Source organism: Brachybacterium halotolerans (genome assembly GCF_016623465.1).
Classification (GTDB): Bacteria; Actinomycetota; Actinomycetes; order Actinomycetales; family Dermabacteraceae; genus Brachybacterium; species Brachybacterium halotolerans.
The window spans coordinates 162,078-177,196 of record NZ_JAEDAJ010000002.1 but is presented as its reverse complement, the minus strand read 5'-3'; the positions used below and the strand labels follow the sequence as shown (position 1 = coordinate 177,196).

Genomic DNA, 15,119 nt, shown 5'->3' with positions numbered 1-15,119 from the left:
AGCTCGCACGTGCCGTCGGGCGCCGCGACGGGACGAGGTCGGAGCCTCGCCGCGTGGGACACTGAGCGGGTGCCCAGCCCCATGACCTCCCCGTCGTCCGATCCCGCGCAGCAGGCCCCGTCGAACGCGCACCTGGCCCCGCACTCGGCGCCGCACGCTGCCCCGTACCCCGCGTCGGCCGCCCTGTCGGACCTCGCCCCGGACCGCAGCGGCTTCACGATCACCGCGCGCCACGGCGAGAAGGCCCGCGCCGGGGTGATCCGCACCCCGCACGGGGACATCGCGACCCCTGCCTTCGTTCCCGTGGGCACCAAGGCGACCGTGAAGGCCGTGCTGCCGCAGGCCGTCGCCGATCTCGGCGCGCAGGCGGTGCTCGCCAACGCCTACCACCTCTACCTCCAGCCCGGCCACGACCTGGTCGACGAGGCCGGTGGTCTGGGCGCCTTCATGAACTGGCCCGGCCCCACGTACACCGACTCGGGCGGCTTCCAGGTGATGAGCCTGGGCGCGGGCTTCAAGAAGGTCCTCTCCAGCGAGTTCTCCGGCGGGCAGAAGGCCCGCACCGCGAGCGGCGAGGACGACGCCGTCGCCGAGGGGAAGGAGCGCCTCGCGCACGTCGACGACGACGGCGTCACCTTCCGCTCCTTCATCAACGGCGACGTCCACCGCTTCACGCCCGAGATCTCCATGCAGATCCAGCACGGGCTCGGCGCCGACATCATGTTCGCCTTCGACGAGCTCACCACGCTCATGAACTCCCGCCCCTACCAGGAGCAGGCGCTCGAGCGGACGCGGCTGTGGGCGATCCGCTGCCTCGCCGAGCACCGCCGTCTGACGATCGAGCGGGACACCAAGCCCTATCAGCAGCTGTGGGGCGTCATCCAGGGCGCCCAGTACGAGGACCTGCGCCGGAAGGCCTCCCGCGACCTCGGTGCGATGGAGGTCGACGACCAGGTCTTCGACGGCTTCGGCATCGGCGGCGCGCTCGAGAAGGAGAACCTGGGGACGATCGTCGGCTGGGTGACCGATGAGCTGCCCGAGGAGCGCCCGCGGCACCTGCTGGGCATCAGCGAGGTCGACGACCTGTTCATCGCCGTGGCCGCCGGCGCCGACACCTTCGACTGCGTCTCGCCCTCCCGGGTCGCCCGCAACAGCGCCGTCTACACGCGCACGGGCCGGGTGAACCTCACCGGTTCGCGGTACAAGCGCCAGTTCGCGCCGATCGACGAGACCTGCGACTGCTTCACGTGCACGCACTACACCGCCGCGTACATCCACCACCTGTTCCGCGCCAAGGAGATCCTCTCGGCGACGCTCTGCACCATCCACAACGAGCGGTTCGTGGTGCGCCTGGTCGACGAGATCAGGGCGTCGATCGCGAGCGGCGACTTCGACGCCCTGCGCGAGGAGCGCACGGGCGCGTACTACGGCGAGGCGCGGTGAGCGGTCTCGCGGAGGTCGGCTGCTGACGGAGGGTGCGACGCGCGCCGAGCGCCGAGGTCAGGACTTCTTCGCAGCGCGGAGCACGACGATCCCGCCGACGATCACGAACGCGCCCTCGATGATGTGGCGGATCACCTCGACGATCACCATCACGACGAGCAATCCTCGCGCGGCGTCGAAGCTCCCGTCATGGAGAGCGGACTGCAGTGCGGCCTGCGCGATCGCCGAGATGATCAGTCGCGTGACGACGCCGCAGACGAGCGGAGCGAGGACCAGTCCGCCACCGATTCGCACCCGCTGCGGGCCGACCACGAGGAAGTAGACGGCGGCTGCGAGAAGGGCGATGCCCACGATCACGTTGAGGATGACGAGCAGCACGCCGCCCACGGCGAAGCCGGCGACCCCTGCTTCGGAGCCCTGGTATCCGGCGGAGTACCCGCCGGCGGTGGTCACGATGATGGCGATCGAACGGATCAGCAGGAACAGAGCGCCGAGGGTGACGACGATGATCGCGAAGGTTCGCGTCAGCCGGCTGCGATCCGGCGTTGCCGCCGGTGCGTAGACGGGCATCGATGCGTTCCCCGGAGCGTAGGGCCCGCCGTGCGCAGCCGGCTGAGGAGCGGCGTAGGGCGACGGCTGCTGCGGCGGGGCACCGAACGGCTGCGGCGCAGGGGAGGGCTGTGATTGCCCGGGCTGCCCCCACGGGGAGGGCTGCTCGGTCGCGCTCGGTCGGCCTGCGTCCGGCTGGCCCGTGTTCGGATCGTCCGTGCCCGGCTGGGGAGCGTTCGCTGATGCGGCGCCCTGGTTCGGCCAGCTCGGCTGCTGACCTCCCTGCTGGGGCCAGCCCGTCTGTGCAGAGCTCTGCTCCGACGTGCTGCGGTACGGGTCGTGCGGCTGGGCGGCCTGCTGGCCGACCCCATGCTCGCCGTATCCCCGCTGCTCGTCGGGGGCCTGCCCGTACCCCGGCTGATCCCGCTGCGGATCCGGCTGCCCGTAGCCCTGCGACATGTGCTGTTCTCCCTGCTCTGTTCGACCCTCGTGCGGTTCCAGCCTATCGGGCAGGTCACGTCGCCCCGGCCTCGGCCGACCCGCGCGGTCACGTCGATCGTGCCGTGCACGCACCGTCCCGCGAACGTCGCGCCGGGCCGGCTCTCCGCCAGGGGTGAGCAGGACGCGGAGCAGGAGGTCGGGTCACGGCATATATGACACGTGACCCGACCTCCTGCTACGCCAAGTGCACAGGGCGCCGGACAACCCGTGGCGGGCACGGCGGTTGCGGGCGAGCCTGCTGCGGGCGACCCTCCCGCCGGCGAGCCTGCTGCACGCGATTCGGCATCGGGCAACCGGACCGCCGGGCGGTCACCGTGCGGCGAGCTCGAACCGGAAGCTGACGGGAGCGGCGCCCAGCACGTACTGCGGCAGCGGCTCGGGGCCGCAGGCCGCCGATCCCACGCCGTGCAGCGCCGCGGACAGCGTCACCCAGGTCAGGCCGTCAGTCTCCAGGGCGCCGTCGTGCGCCCTCGCGTCGAGCTCGGCCGTCGACCACGGGCGCACCGCGAGTCCGAGTCCGTCCGGTGCGAAGAGGTCGACCTCGTGTCCGCCGCCGCGCAGCGTCGCCCGCACCACGCCCGCGCGGTTGCCGTTCTCCTGCGGCATCACATAGCGGGTCTGGAGATCGGCGACGGAGGAGCGGTAGGTCGCGAAGGTCGTGCCGCCGCCGGTGTCCGGGTAGGACTCGTGCGGCCCGTAGCCCGTGTACTGCACGTCGTCGAGGCCGCCGGGAACCGCGAACGTCCAGCCCACGCGGGGCAGCGGCAGATCCTCCGGCCAGTGCGCCGAGGGTGCCACGTCCACCTGCACCCCGACGCGCTCGCCGTCGCTGGACCAGCGCTCGGTGACGTCGGCGCCGAGGCTCGATCCGTCCAGTCCCAGGCGCTTGCGCAGCACGAGCACATCGCCCTCGACGTCGGCCGAGACCAGTCGCAGGCGGGCCACGTCCAGACCGATCCGCTTCCACCGCGTCTCGAGCGCCACGGACGTGAAGGCGCGCTCGTTGTCCACGGGAGCGCGGTACAGGTCGACGCCCGCGTGCGGCACGTCGACCGACCCCACCTTCGCCAGACGACCCAGGTCGTCGAGCACCGCCGGGCCCACGCGCCAGCTGTCACGGCCGACGGCCGCATCCGGGGGGATGGGTGCAACGAGCTCGCCCAGGCCCTCCTGCTGCGCGGCGAGTGCGACACGATCCACGCGGTCGGCGGCGACCACGAGGTGGCCCGCCGGGACCGGCCCCTCCTCCTCGCGGGTCAGCAGGCGCACGGTCACCGCGGGCCCGTCGCCCGCGGACAGCGGCACATCGGCCGACGCCCCCGGCGCGAGGTCCGGCAGCGCGAGCTCCTGCCAGGTCTCCTGCGCATCGAGCGAGACCTCCGCGCGCAGATGCTCGAGGGTGCGGAACGCATAGCGGTTCGTCACGCGCACGATGGAGGCGCCGGCTCCGTCGCCCGTCGTCCCCTCGAGGATCTGGAGCCCGACGGGGGAAAAATGGTGCTTGGCGTCGAGCAGCGCGGGGGAGGGAGTGCGGTCGGGGAGCACGAGGCCGTCGGCCACGAAGTTCGCGTCGTGCAGACGCTCGCCGAAGTCGCCGCCGTAGCCGTCGATCGCGTGGCCCTCGGGGTCGGTCGTGGCCAGGGCGTGGTCGATCCACTCCCAGATGAAGCCGCCCTGGATCGCCGGGTACTCGTGGACCAGGTCGAAGTACTCCTTCAGGGAGCCGGCGCCGTTGCCCATGGCGTGCGCGAACTCGATCCACAGGAACGGCTTGGAGAGCGCCGGGACTTCGTCGAAGGCGTCGTCGGCCGCATCCACGCCCAGGTGGCGCAGCATGCCGACCAGCTGCTTCCTGTTCTCCGCATCCAGCGCGCGCTCGCCGATCTGGCGGGACTGCTCGTGACTGGGGTACATGAGCGAGAAGAAGTCCGCGTCCAGCGCCCGGTAGTCCTGCTCGTAGATGACCGGACGCGTGGGATCGACCTCGCGGACGCGCTCGATCATCGCCGTCGTGTTCCGGCCCGTCGACGCCTCGTTCCCGATCGACCAGATGACGATCGACGGGTGGTTGAGGTCGCGGCGCACGAAGCGGTCGGTCCGCTCGAGCAGGGAGTCGGTGAACTGCGGGTCGTCGGCCGGGCGCTTCGCGGCGCCGATCGTGTCCTCGCCGGTGGTGTCGGCATGGAAGCCGTGCGCCTCGAAATCGCACTCGTCGACCACGTACAGCCCGGCCTCGTCGCACACCTCGAGGAACCGCTGGTGGGGCGGGTAGTGGGAGGTGCGTACCGCGTTGATGTTGTGCTGCTTCATAAGCGCGGCGTCGAGGTCCTGGTTGCCCAGGTGCTGCGTGCGGCCGACGATCCGGTCGACCTCATGCCGGTTGACGCCGCGGATCTCGACGCGCTCGCCGTTGATGCGGAAGATCTCGCCGTCGATCTCCACGCGCCGGAAGCCCACGCGCAGGGAGACGGTCTCCGCCATGCCGCCGGCGGATGCGCCCGCGGCGGTCACCGTCGCGTCGTAGAGGGCGGGCACCTCGGCGCTCCACGGGTCGACGGGGCCGACGTCGATGCTCGTGCCGTCTGCCGGGGCGTCGACGCCGAGGGCGGGGATGCGCACCACCGCACCCTCGAGCGGCGCGCCGTCGATCCCGGTCGCGCGGGCGCTCAGCGTGCCGCGGCCGGTCTGCGGGTCGAAGTCGACGCGGGTGACGAGGTCGTGGATGCCGCCGACGGGCCGCAGCAGCAGGTCCACGCTGCGGAAGATCCCGGAGGCCCACCACATGTCCTGGTCCTCGAGGTACGTGTTCACGCTCCACTGGACCACGCGCATCTCGAGCAGGTGGGCGGCGCCCGCGCGCAGCAGGTCGGTGACGTCGAACTCCTGAGTGAGACGCGAGCCGGAGGTCACGCCCACCTCGGTGCCGTCGATCCACACCTTCGCCGCCGAGTCCACGCCCTGGAAGCGCAGGATCGCGCGAGCGCCCTCGACGAGCTGCTGCTCCCAGTCGGCCGGCACCGCGAGCTGGCGCGAATAATGGGCCGTGGGGTTCTCGTCGGGCACGTGCGGGACGTCGACCGGGATCGGGTAGACGACATTCGTGTACTGCGGGGCGCCATGGCCCTGCAGCTGCCACAGGCCCGGCACCGCGATCGTCGTTGGTTCGCCCAGGTCGGAGCCGTCGGCCCGGGAGCCGAAGCGCACGTCCCAGGTGCCGTCGAGGCTGATCTCCGGGGCGTCGGAGTGCAGGTGCGCCCGACCGCGCAGGCGACCGCTGCCGGCGGGCAGGGCCTCCCACCAGCGGTCGGTCGGGGCGGTCACGGGAGCAGCGGTGGTCATCGTGAGGATTCCTCCAGGTCAGATGGGGTCTTCGCGTCGGACCGGGCGCTGACGGCCGACGGTGGCGCTGGGTCCAGCCTACAGATTCGTGAGCGTTCACGTGAGGCATGATCGAGGAGCGCGCAGGGACCCCGCGAACGTGGCGGACAGGCCTGCGAAGCAGCGGGAACGGTCATGCGCCGCCCGCCCAGCAGGAAACGCCGCGGCGCCGACGCGCACGGACGAGCACGAAAGGACCGATATGGACGCCATCGACGATGAAGATCTGCGCGCTCGCGTCGACGATCTGCCCGGGCCGCTCCTGGTCGACTGGGACTATGTGCTGATCCTGGAGTGGTGGGACGGCGTGGCATATCTCGAAGGTCCTGCGCCCGAGCAGCTGATCCCGGCTCCGCTCCGGGACGCCCTGAGGGCGTGGTCCGAGGCGATGGGCGCCGCGTACGCCGATGAGACGGGCGCGCATGACCCGGATCCGGAGGAAGCCGACGCCCTGGACGCCGAGTACGACCGCCTCGTCGCGCGACTGCGCGCCACGGGGCTCGCGGTGGACCAGGGGAAGAAGTGGTGGCGCGCGCTGACATCGGCGCCACTGCATCCCCAACCCGCCACGGCGCGTGAGTGGTTCGAATTCGTTTGCCTGTGCGCCCCCCCCCCCCCCCCCGGGCCGCCGGCCGCCCCCCCCCCCCCCCGCCCCCCCCCCCGGCCCCCCCCCCCCCCCCCCCACGGCCGCGCTCCCCGCCGGCCCCGCGCCCGGTCCGCCCCGCCCCGCCTCCGCCAGAGCCGCGAGAAGTGAGAAGTCGTCGTGAAGAGGCGGTTTTGACAGCAACTTCTCACTTCTCGGTGGCGCGGGGCGTCGAGGGCGCCGGGCGCCGTCGGCCAGCGCCGTCGCGCCTCCCGCCCGTTCCGCCCCACCCCCACGCCCCGCTACGCCCCGCCTCGCTCCGCTCGTCCCCAGTAGACTCGTCGGCCGTGACCACGTCCGAGCCCCAGCCGCAGCACCCGGAGCCCGCGTCGACCCGCGACGATGTCCCGGGCACCTTCGCCGAGGACGCTCCGGCGACCGCCTCGTCCCCGGCGTCCGCCCCGCTCCTCGGGTCCGCGAGCGACCGTCCGCAGACGGTCTCCGCGCGCAAGGACGCCTACGAGCAGCTGCGACGCCTCTCGACCTGGCGTCTGCTGAGCGCGACCAAGGCGCCGGCGGTGCTCGCGATCCTGCAGACTGTGTTCCCCGGCGGCAGCCGTCGCCTGGGGCGCAGCGATCTCGTGGCGCGCGTCGAGACGCACCTCAACCTGCTGCACGAGGACGGCCAGGGCCGCACCGCCCCGGAGTACGTGGACTCGTGGGTGCGCGAGGGCTACCTGACCCGGCGCGACGACCCGCAGCACCTGGAGACGATGTTCGAGCCGTCCCCGGCGACGATCGACGCGGTCCAGTTCATCGCCTCCCTCGAGGAGCACCGGCCCACGACCACCGAGTCGCGCCTGCAGCTGGTGCTCCAGCAGTTCGATCGCCTCGCGCAGGAGACGGAGACCGACCGCGACGTGCGGCTCGCGGACCTCCAGCGCCGCCGCGCCGCCATCGAGCAGGAGATCCGCGATCTCGCCGAGGGCGAGCTGCTGCTGCCCAACGTCGACACCTCCGCCGATCGCCTGCGGGACATCCTGCAGATCGCCTCCGAGCTCTCGGGCGACTTCCTGCAGTACCGCGAGGACCTGCGCGCCGTCGACCTCCACCTGCGCGAGCAGATCCTCTCCCCGGAGGCTTCGCGCGGCGAGATCCTCGAGCAGCTGCTCGCGGGCGACGACCTGCTGGGCCAGTCCCAGGTGGGCCGCACCTTCACCGCCTTCTTCCGGATGCTCAACGACCCCGCCCAGACCCGTCGGGCGCAGGACGTCGTGGACCGGCTGCTCGAGCGCGACTTCACCCAGCACCTCACGCGCGAGGACCGCGAGAAGCTCGCGAACGTGTTCAGCGACCTCTACGAGCCCGCGCAGGAGGTGCTCGACGTCAAGACCGAGCTGTACCGCTCGCTCGCGCGGTTCGTGCGCTCCCAGGACTTCCGCCAGCACCGCGTGCTGTTGGACCTGCTGCAGGAGGCGCAGGGCCTCGCGCTTGCACAGAAGGACGAGGTCTCCACCCGCTTCCCGTTCTCGCTGGACCTGCGGGTCGCGCGGGTGCGGATGTCCTCGGTCTCCCAGCACCGTCTGAAGGATCCGACCGACCCGGGATCGCCCGTCGAGGCCGAGGTGCACGACGCGACCACGCTCAGCGTCGAGGTGCTCCAGGATCTGGTGCGCACCAACGACATCGACACCGTGGGCCTCACCGGCTCCGTGAACCGCGTGCGCTCGCTCGCCGGGCAGGCCTCGATCGGCGACGTGCTGCGCGAGGAGCCCGCGCGCCAGGGTCTGGCCTCCGTGATCGGCCTGATGTTCCTGGCCACCCAGTTCGCCCAGGAGCGCGAGGGGTCGACGGAGGTCGTGGGCTGGCGCGAGCTGGACGGCAACGACTACGCGGCCAAGGTGCCCGCCTACTACTTCCTGGACGACGTGCCGGTGGAGTGAGCCGACCCCGGGAGTGCGCCCGTCGCAGCGTTCGCGCAGGCGCCCGTCCGTCACTCGATCCCGAGCAGCTTCCCGCTCTTGGAGACCTCGGGGTCGGTGCACGAGGCGAGATCGAAGCAGCAGGGACGGCGCTTGCCGTTGCGCATCTTGTCGAGGGAGACCTCGACGCGGCGCGCGCGGGTGTCGGGGTTCTTCGTGGCACCGACCCAGCGCACCCACTCCCACCGTGCCATGGGGGTGATGTCCTCCCAGACCCCGCCGACGCCGTCGGCGCCCGCGAGCGCCTCGCCGAGGTCCTCGGGGACCGCGGGCTCGGGCCAGGCGGCCGACGGGGTCAGCGCGAAGGAGACCTCCTCGCCGTCGCCGCGGCCCAGCACCTCGAGCATCTCCTCGTCGAGACTGATCCAGTGCCCCTTGGCGCCGTCGGGCTCGACGACGAGGTCGAAGGGATGACCGTCCAGCACCGCGGTCACCGCGTTCTGTCCGCGCGTGCGCAGCCGGGCGCTCGCCGCGGCGGGCAGAGGCAGGATGAGGCGCTCGCCGATGGCGCGGATGCGCCCGGTGCCCTCGATCGGCTCCGCTGTCTCGTCGGCGTTCCCGGCCATGTCCCGCTCCGTCCTGCTCCTCGTCGCCACCGACCCGTCGGGGACGACGGGGTCGAGGCTGTCGAGGTCAGAGTACGGCCTCTCGCTGCCGCGTCCGTGTCCCTTCTGCGTCGGCTTCTGCGTCGGCGCCCTCCCCGCCGGTGGCATCATGGCTCCCCGGCTCCGCCCGCGCGACGAAGCTGTGCAGCGACGACGCTGTCGACCGAACAGTCGCCATCGAAAGGCTTCCTATGTCGGAGAGACCCTCCGCCCCCTCGTCGACCACTGGTTCCTCCGCTGCCGGGACGTCCGCCCCGCCCGGCGCCGACGAGAACACGCGCTCCCTGCAGTCCACGCTCAAGCCCTCCTGGGTGTTCGCGATCGCGCTCGGCTCGGCCGTGGGCTGGGGCGCGTTCATGCTGCCGGTGGACTGGCTGCAGGACGGCGGCACCGCCGGCGCGCTCCTGGGCTTCACGATCGGTGCCGTGCTGATCGGCATCATCGGCATCAGCTACGGGATGATCATCCGCGTGCTGCCCGTGACCGGCGGCGAGCTCGCCTTCGTGCTGCAGGAGTTCGGGCGGCGCCATGCGTTCGTGGTGGGCTGGTTCCTCGCGCTCGCCTACTCGTGCATCGTCGCCCTGAACGCGACGGCCGTCGCCCTGGTGTTCCGCATGCTGCTGCCCTCGCTCATGGAGCAGGTGCACCTGTACACGGTCGCGGGCTGGGACATCTACCTGCCCGAGGTGATCATCGCGGCCCTCGCGATCGTCGCCACGGGCTTCATGAACGCGATGGGCACGGCCCTGTCCGGGCGCTTCCAGTTCATCGCCTGCGTGGTGCTGATCATCGCGGTGGTCGCGATTCTGCTGGGCGCGCTGCTGCACGGCATGCAGCACGGCTTCGCGCTCTACCCGGCGTTCCCGGAGGGCTCCTCGCCGCTGCCGGCGATCGCCGTGATGGTCGCCTTCGCGCCGTGGGCGTTCGTGGGCTTCGACAACGTGCCGCAGGCGGCCGGGGAGTTCGACTTCTCGCCCCGCAAGGCGCTGTTCCTCATCCTCGCCGCGATCGGCACGGCGGGGCTCGTCTACCTCGCGATGATCTTCTCGAGCTCCGTCGCCCTGGGCCCGAACGGCGACACCCACCCCGACGCCGCCTGGCCCACGGCCGAGGTCATCGCCGGGATCATGGGCCCGCTCGGCAAGGGTCTGATGGTGATCGCCGTGCTGATGGGGGTGGCGACGGGTCTGAACGGCTTCACCGTCTCCTCCTCGCGCGTGCTGATGGCGATGGGCAGGGCGAAGATGCTGCCGGCGTTCTTCGGACGCGTCGAGAGCCGGCACCGCACGCCCGTGGTCGCGATCGTGTTCACGAGCGCCCTGTGCCTGCTGGCGCCGTTCTTCGGACGCTCCGCGCTGCAGTGGATCGTGGACATGACCTCGGTGGGCGTGACCATCGCCTACGGGTACACGTGCCTGGCCGCGTTCAAGCTCGCCCATCCCGCGCGGGCGGGGGAGCACGACGCCTTCGGCCGCGCTCGCCCCGTCTACCGCGCGATCGCCCTGCTGGGCGCGCTGCTGTCGCTGGGCTTCCTCCTGCTGCTGTTCGTCCCGGGATCCCCGGGGCGCCTGGGCACCGCGCCGCTCGTCGCGCTCGCCGTGTGGGTGGTGCTCGGCGGGGTCTTCCTCGCCGTGCGTCACCGTCGGCTCATGGCCGCCCCGGAAGCGGAGCTCGAGGAGGTCGTCCTCCACCCCGAGCCGTGAGAGCCCGGCCGGGCGGAGCGGGCCGTAACGGTCCCCCGGCCGGCGCTCACGCCGAGTGGACGACCTCGCCGTCCTTGATGGTGGTGAGCACCTCGATGTCCCGCAGGTCCTGCGGGTCGGTCGCGAGAGGGTCGGCCGAGAGGATCACCAGATCGGCCCGCATCCCCTCGCGGATCTGCCCCTTCGTCTCCTCCTCGCCGTACTGGTAGGCGGCGTCAGTCGTGACCGCGCGCAGCGCCTCCCAGGTCGAGATGCGCTCCTCGGGGCCGACGGGCGTTCCCTCCCGGCTGATCCGGTTCACGGCCGCCCAGATGCTCAGCAGCATGTCCGGGGGCGTGACGGGGGAGTCCTGGTGCAGGGTGACGCGCACTCCGCGGTCCAGCGCCGAGCGCGCCGGGGAGACGCGGCGGCCGCGGCGGGGGCCGAAGTTGCGCAGATGGGCGTCGCCCCAGAAGAAGGTGTGCACGCTGAAGATCGAGGCGATCATGCCGAGCCGCGCCATGGTCTCCAGCTGGTCGTCGCGCACGGTCTGGGCGTGGATCATCACCGGGCGCTCGGCCAGCAGCGCCGGGTTCTCGGCGCCCACCTGCGTCACCGTGTCGATCCACTGCTGCGCGGCGGCGTCGCCGTTGCAGTGGGCGATGAGCTGGACGCCGTCCGCCGCGAGCTCGCGGGTCCAGGCGAGCACCTGCTCGTCCGAGTGGGCGGGGTAGGCGCAGCCGGGGTGCTCGTCGCCCGGGATCGGCTCGTAGGGCTCGCTCATCCACGCCGAGCGCGCCTGCGGGGAGCCGTCGAGGATCAGCTTGTACCCGCCCAGGCGCAGACGCCCCGCGTAGTCGCCGGTGAACTCCGCGAACTGCTCGCGCGCCGGGGCGCCCCAGGCCGCGACCGGGTAGACCACGAGGTCCAGCGGCAGATCGCCCGCACGCGCCGCGTCCGCGAGGGCGGTGACGGTGCCCGGATCGGCCGCGCCCTCCTGTGCGGTCGTGATCCCGTGGCGCAGATAGTCCTCGGTGGCCAGGCGCAGTGCGTCCGCGGCGTCCCCGCCGCCGAAGATGCCGCCTTTGCCGCCCTCCGGGGCGATCGCCGTGAGCAGGGCGCCGAGCGCAGAATGCTCCTCGGCGAAGCCGTCGGGCGTGCCGTCGGGCCGTCGGCCGAAGCGCCCGCCCTCGGGATCGGGGGTCTCGGCGGTGATGCCGGCGGCCTCGACGAGGACGGAGTTCGCCGCGCCCACGTGCATGCTGCGGTGCAGGGCGAGGACGGGGATCTCGGTGGAGACTCGGTCGAGGTCATCGCGCGTGGGGTGGCGCCCCTCGGCCAGCTGCGTGGGGTCGTACTTCGCGCCGACCAGTGGCGAGACGTCGCCCGCCTCCCGCGCGGCGAGGCGCTTGCGGAGTGCTGCGACCACCTCGTCGATGCTGCGGGCGTCTTCGAGGTCGACCAGTGCGGCGAGCCGGCCGTGGCCCAGCAGGTGGCCGTGGGAGTCGACGAAGGACGGCATCAGGGTGCGGCCCGCGAGGTCCACCTCGGCGGGTTCGTCGGCACGCTCGCGGAGGTCGGCGGAGCTGCCGACGCCGGTGATCAGGCCGTCCTCGACGAGGACCGCCTCGGGGGCGTCGTCGGGGTCGACCATGGTGAGGATGCGGCCGGAATGGTAGAGCGTCTGCACGCTGCGGCTCCTTCGATGGGGGGTGGGGCGTCGGCGCGCCGCGCGCGTCGGCCGAGCCACCGTACCGCTGCGGGCAGGACGGCCGCGGGGCTGTCACGGGGCCCCCGGGACCACGGATGCCGCGGCGCCGCGTGTCCTCGCCCTACGCCTCGGCCCCGGCCCGCGCCCCGGTGCGGTACCGGGCCACGTACTCCTCGAAGTCCCAGCCCTCGCGGGTGGCCGTCCCGTCGAGGAAGTCGGTCGCGGCCTGCCGGCCGGTGCGATAGAGCTTCTCGCGGTCCTCGTCGGTGAGGTCGAACTGGGTGGGCTTCACGAAGCTCGTGTCGATGAAGATGGTGCGGGCCTGCACGTGCGGATCGTCGATGTGCATGCGGTCGCGGGCGCCGATGAGGGTGTCCAGCAGGGCGAGCGCGTAGGACAGCGCGCCGCGGATGCGGTTCACCGGGGCCGGGTCGGCCGGCGGACGCGCCGACAGCTTGATCCCGAAGGTGGGCCAGCGGGGGAGCGCCCCGTCGGCCCGATCGAAGACGCCGACGGGGAAGTTCGAGAGCATCCCGCCGTCCACGAGGTGCGCGCGCCGCCCCTGCGAGGTCGTCCAGCGCACGGGCCGGAAGAAGAAGGGCATGGCGGTCGAGGCGCGCACGGCGTCGGCGACCGGGAGGTCGGCGGCGGTCATGCCGTACCTGCCGGCGTCGCGGGGCAGCAGGCGCAGGCGCCCCGCGGTGACGTCGGAGGCGGTGACGACGAGGCGGGACGCGTTCGTGACTGTGCCGGTCCCGTCGCCGGTCCCGTCTCCGGTCCCATTGCCGGTGGACGAGCCCGCGGCGGCGTACCCGGAGGTCGACCCGTCTGCGACGGGCTGGTCCGGAGACTCGCCCTCGGGGTCGTGGTAGGGGAGATCGGCGAAGGCGAACGGGCGGGAGGGATCTGCAGGCTGTGAGTGCTCGGCCAGCTGGTCGGCGAGCCACGTCCCCACGTACTTCCCGCGATGCACGCCCTTGCGCACGAGGATGGCGACGGCCTTCCCCACCAGTGGACGCGTCCACCAAGGGCCGTCGCAGAACTTCTCGTAGTCGATCTCGCGCAGGAGCCCCACCAGATCCGCGGCGGGCACGTCGGCCGCGACCAGCGCCCCGGCGATCGCTCCCGCCGAGGAGCCGGCGACCCGGCCGAAGCGGTACCCGCGCTCCTCGAGCACTTCGATCGCCCCTGCGAGCGCGATGCCCTTCACGCCGCCGCCCTCGAGGACGAGGTCGGCGCGGGACGTCTCCATGCCGTCTCCCTGGTGGGGTTTCTGCTCCCTCGTCGCCATCAGCGAGCGGGTGTCGAGGGGCCGGCGGGCGTCTCGGGCGTGCCGCGGGTGTGGTCGTCCCCGTCGTCCGCGGCGCTGACCTCGCCGCCGTCGGCTCCGCGGCCGCCGTCCCCATCATCGTCCCCGTCCGTCTCGCCCTCCCCGTCGTCGTCCCCGTCCGTCTCGCCGTCCCCGTCGTCGTCGACCGGGACGTCCGGGACGCCGAGCATCGCGGGCACGTCGTCGACAGGCGTGCCCGGCGTCCACCGGCGGGCGGCGACGATCATCGAGTTGACCGTCGCGATGAACGGCACGGCGAAGAACGCTCCCGCGATGCCGGCGATGGCGGTGCCGGTGACGACGCCGAGCACGACGCCCAGCGGGTGCACCTTCACGGCGGTGCCGGTGAGCATGGGGTGCAGGACGTGGGACTCGATCTGCTGCACGCCCACCACGATCGCGAGCATGATCAGCGCGTGCACCCAGCCGTTGAAGACGAGGGCGAGGCCCACGGCGACCGCTCCGCCCACGATCGCGCCGACCACCGGCACGAAGGCGCCGAAGAAGACGACCACGGCGATCGGGATCGCGAGCGGGACGCCCAGGATCGCGGCGCCGATGCCGATGAACACGGCGTCGGTCGCGGCGACGACGAGCTGGATGCGGATGAAGCTGGTCAGGGTGTGCCAGCCGGCGGCACCCGCCGCGAGGATCCGCGGCTGCGCCGCGCGCGGGAACAGCCGCGAGGTCCAGATCCAGATGTGCTTGCCGTCGATGAGGGCGAACAGGGTCACGAAGATGACGATGAACAGGCCCTCGAGGATGTGGGCGACGCTCGAGCCCGCCTCGGCGGCGCCCGCGCCGATCTCCGAGGCGTGCTTCTGCAGCCACTCGGTGGCTTTGGTGACGTAGCCGTCGACGTCGGACTCGGTGATCCCGAAGGGATGGGTCGCCAGCAGCGACTCGGCCTGGTCGATGGCCTGGCCGATCTGCATCTGGATCGAGGGGAGCTGGTTGCGGATCTGCTGGGTCACGAGCAGCACGAGCCCCGTGATCACGGCGAACACGGCCACCCAGGCGGTGATGATCGCGACCCACTTGGGCACGTGGTGGCGCTGCAGGAACGCGGAGATCGGGACCAGCAGGGCCGAGAGCAGCAGGCCCACCATGAACGGGATCACGATCTCGGAGAGCCAGACGGCCGCCAGCGCCACGGCGACGATGCCCAGTCCGATGATCAGCACGCGCCAGGTGAAGCCGGCGCCGATCTTGAGGCCCTCGGGGATCGGGTCGGGGCGCTCAGGCGACGTCGGTGCAGAGACCGGCGCCGAGGGGGATGCCGACGACGATGCATGGGCGACCGGGGGAGCGCCGCCCGTTCGTGCGTTGTCCGGAAGTGTCATGTGAACGGATTA

General features: G+C 72.3%; 8 protein-coding genes and 1 pseudogene. 3 read left to right on the top strand and 6 right to left on the bottom strand.

Features of this window, described 5'->3' with window-relative positions; translation table 11 throughout:
- Positions 1-69: 69 nt before the first annotated feature.
- On the top strand, positions 70-1,443 hold the full coding sequence (gene tgt / locus I8D64_RS04965) for a tRNA guanosine(34) transglycosylase Tgt (RefSeq protein ID WP_343068438.1): 1,374 nt from the start codon (positions 70-72) through the stop codon (positions 1,441-1,443).
- Positions 1,444-1,500: 57 nt separating this feature from the next.
- On the opposite strand, the gene I8D64_RS04960 is transcribed toward tgt, so the two are convergent.
- Both I8D64_RS04960 and I8D64_RS04955 read right to left on the bottom strand, forming a co-directional pair.
- Complete coding sequence (locus I8D64_RS04960) at positions 1,501-2,013, bottom strand: hypothetical protein (protein WP_200501405.1); 513 nt, start codon at positions 2,011-2,013, stop codon at positions 1,501-1,503.
- Between the two features lie 789 nt (positions 2,014-2,802).
- Positions 2,803-5,832, bottom strand: a complete 3,030-nt coding sequence (locus tag I8D64_RS04955; RefSeq protein WP_200501404.1) for a glycoside hydrolase family 2 TIM barrel-domain containing protein — start codon at positions 5,830-5,832, stop codon at positions 2,803-2,805.
- 1,149 nt (positions 5,833-6,981) lie between these two features.
- Between I8D64_RS04955 and I8D64_RS04950 the strand changes: the two genes are divergently transcribed.
- On the top strand, positions 6,982-8,397 hold the full coding sequence (locus I8D64_RS04950; RefSeq protein ID WP_214651096.1) for a DUF3375 domain-containing protein: 1,416 nt from the start codon (positions 6,982-6,984) through the stop codon (positions 8,395-8,397).
- Positions 8,398-8,447: 50 nt separating this feature from the next.
- Here I8D64_RS04950 and I8D64_RS04945 read toward each other — a convergent pair whose 3' ends face one another.
- Complete coding sequence (locus I8D64_RS04945; RefSeq protein WP_200501402.1) at positions 8,448-9,002, bottom strand: YdeI/OmpD-associated family protein; 555 nt, start codon at positions 9,000-9,002, stop codon at positions 8,448-8,450.
- A 230-nt stretch (positions 9,003-9,232) separates the two neighbouring features.
- On the opposite strand from I8D64_RS04945, the gene I8D64_RS04940 reads away from it, so the two are divergent.
- Positions 9,233-10,744, top strand: a complete 1,512-nt coding sequence (locus tag I8D64_RS04940; protein ID WP_200501401.1) for an APC family permease — start codon at positions 9,233-9,235, stop codon at positions 10,742-10,744.
- Positions 10,745-10,790: 46 nt separating this feature from the next.
- Here I8D64_RS04940 and I8D64_RS04935 read toward each other — a convergent pair whose 3' ends face one another.
- The 3 genes and pseudogenes from I8D64_RS04935 to I8D64_RS04925 form a co-directional block, all read right to left on the bottom strand.
- On the bottom strand, positions 10,791-12,413 hold the full coding sequence (locus I8D64_RS04935) for an amidohydrolase family protein (RefSeq protein ID WP_200501400.1): 1,623 nt from the start codon (positions 12,411-12,413) through the stop codon (positions 10,791-10,793).
- Positions 12,414-12,885: 472 nt separating this feature from the next.
- Positions 12,886-13,686, bottom strand: a pseudogene (locus tag I8D64_RS04930) (patatin-like phospholipase family protein); the annotation flags it as partial.
- Between the two features lie 38 nt (positions 13,687-13,724).
- Positions 13,725-15,107: an AI-2E family transporter gene (locus tag I8D64_RS04925; protein WP_200501398.1), complete on the bottom strand. Its 1,383-nt coding sequence runs from the start codon at positions 15,105-15,107 to the stop codon at positions 13,725-13,727.
- Between the last annotated feature and the right edge of the window lie 12 nt (positions 15,108-15,119).

What these genes read in the sequence shown, in the direction of transcription:
- I8D64_RS04925 (WP_200501398.1), bottom strand. Translation starts at nt 15,107, where the DNA reads ATGACACTTCCGGACAACGCACGAACGGGCGGCGCTCCCCCGGTCGCC.
- I8D64_RS04940 (WP_200501401.1), top strand. Translation starts at nt 9,233, where the DNA reads ATGTCGGAGAGACCCTCCGCCCCCTCGTCGACCACTGGTTCCTCCGCT.
- I8D64_RS04960 (WP_200501405.1), bottom strand. Translation starts at nt 2,013, where the DNA reads ATGCCCGTCTACGCACCGGCGGCAACGCCGGATCGCAGCCGGCTGACG.
- I8D64_RS04955 (WP_200501404.1), bottom strand. Translation starts at nt 5,832, where the DNA reads ATGACCACCGCTGCTCCCGTGACCGCCCCGACCGACCGCTGGTGGGAG.
- I8D64_RS04945 (WP_200501402.1), bottom strand. Translation starts at nt 9,002, where the DNA reads ATGGCCGGGAACGCCGACGAGACAGCGGAGCCGATCGAGGGCACCGGG.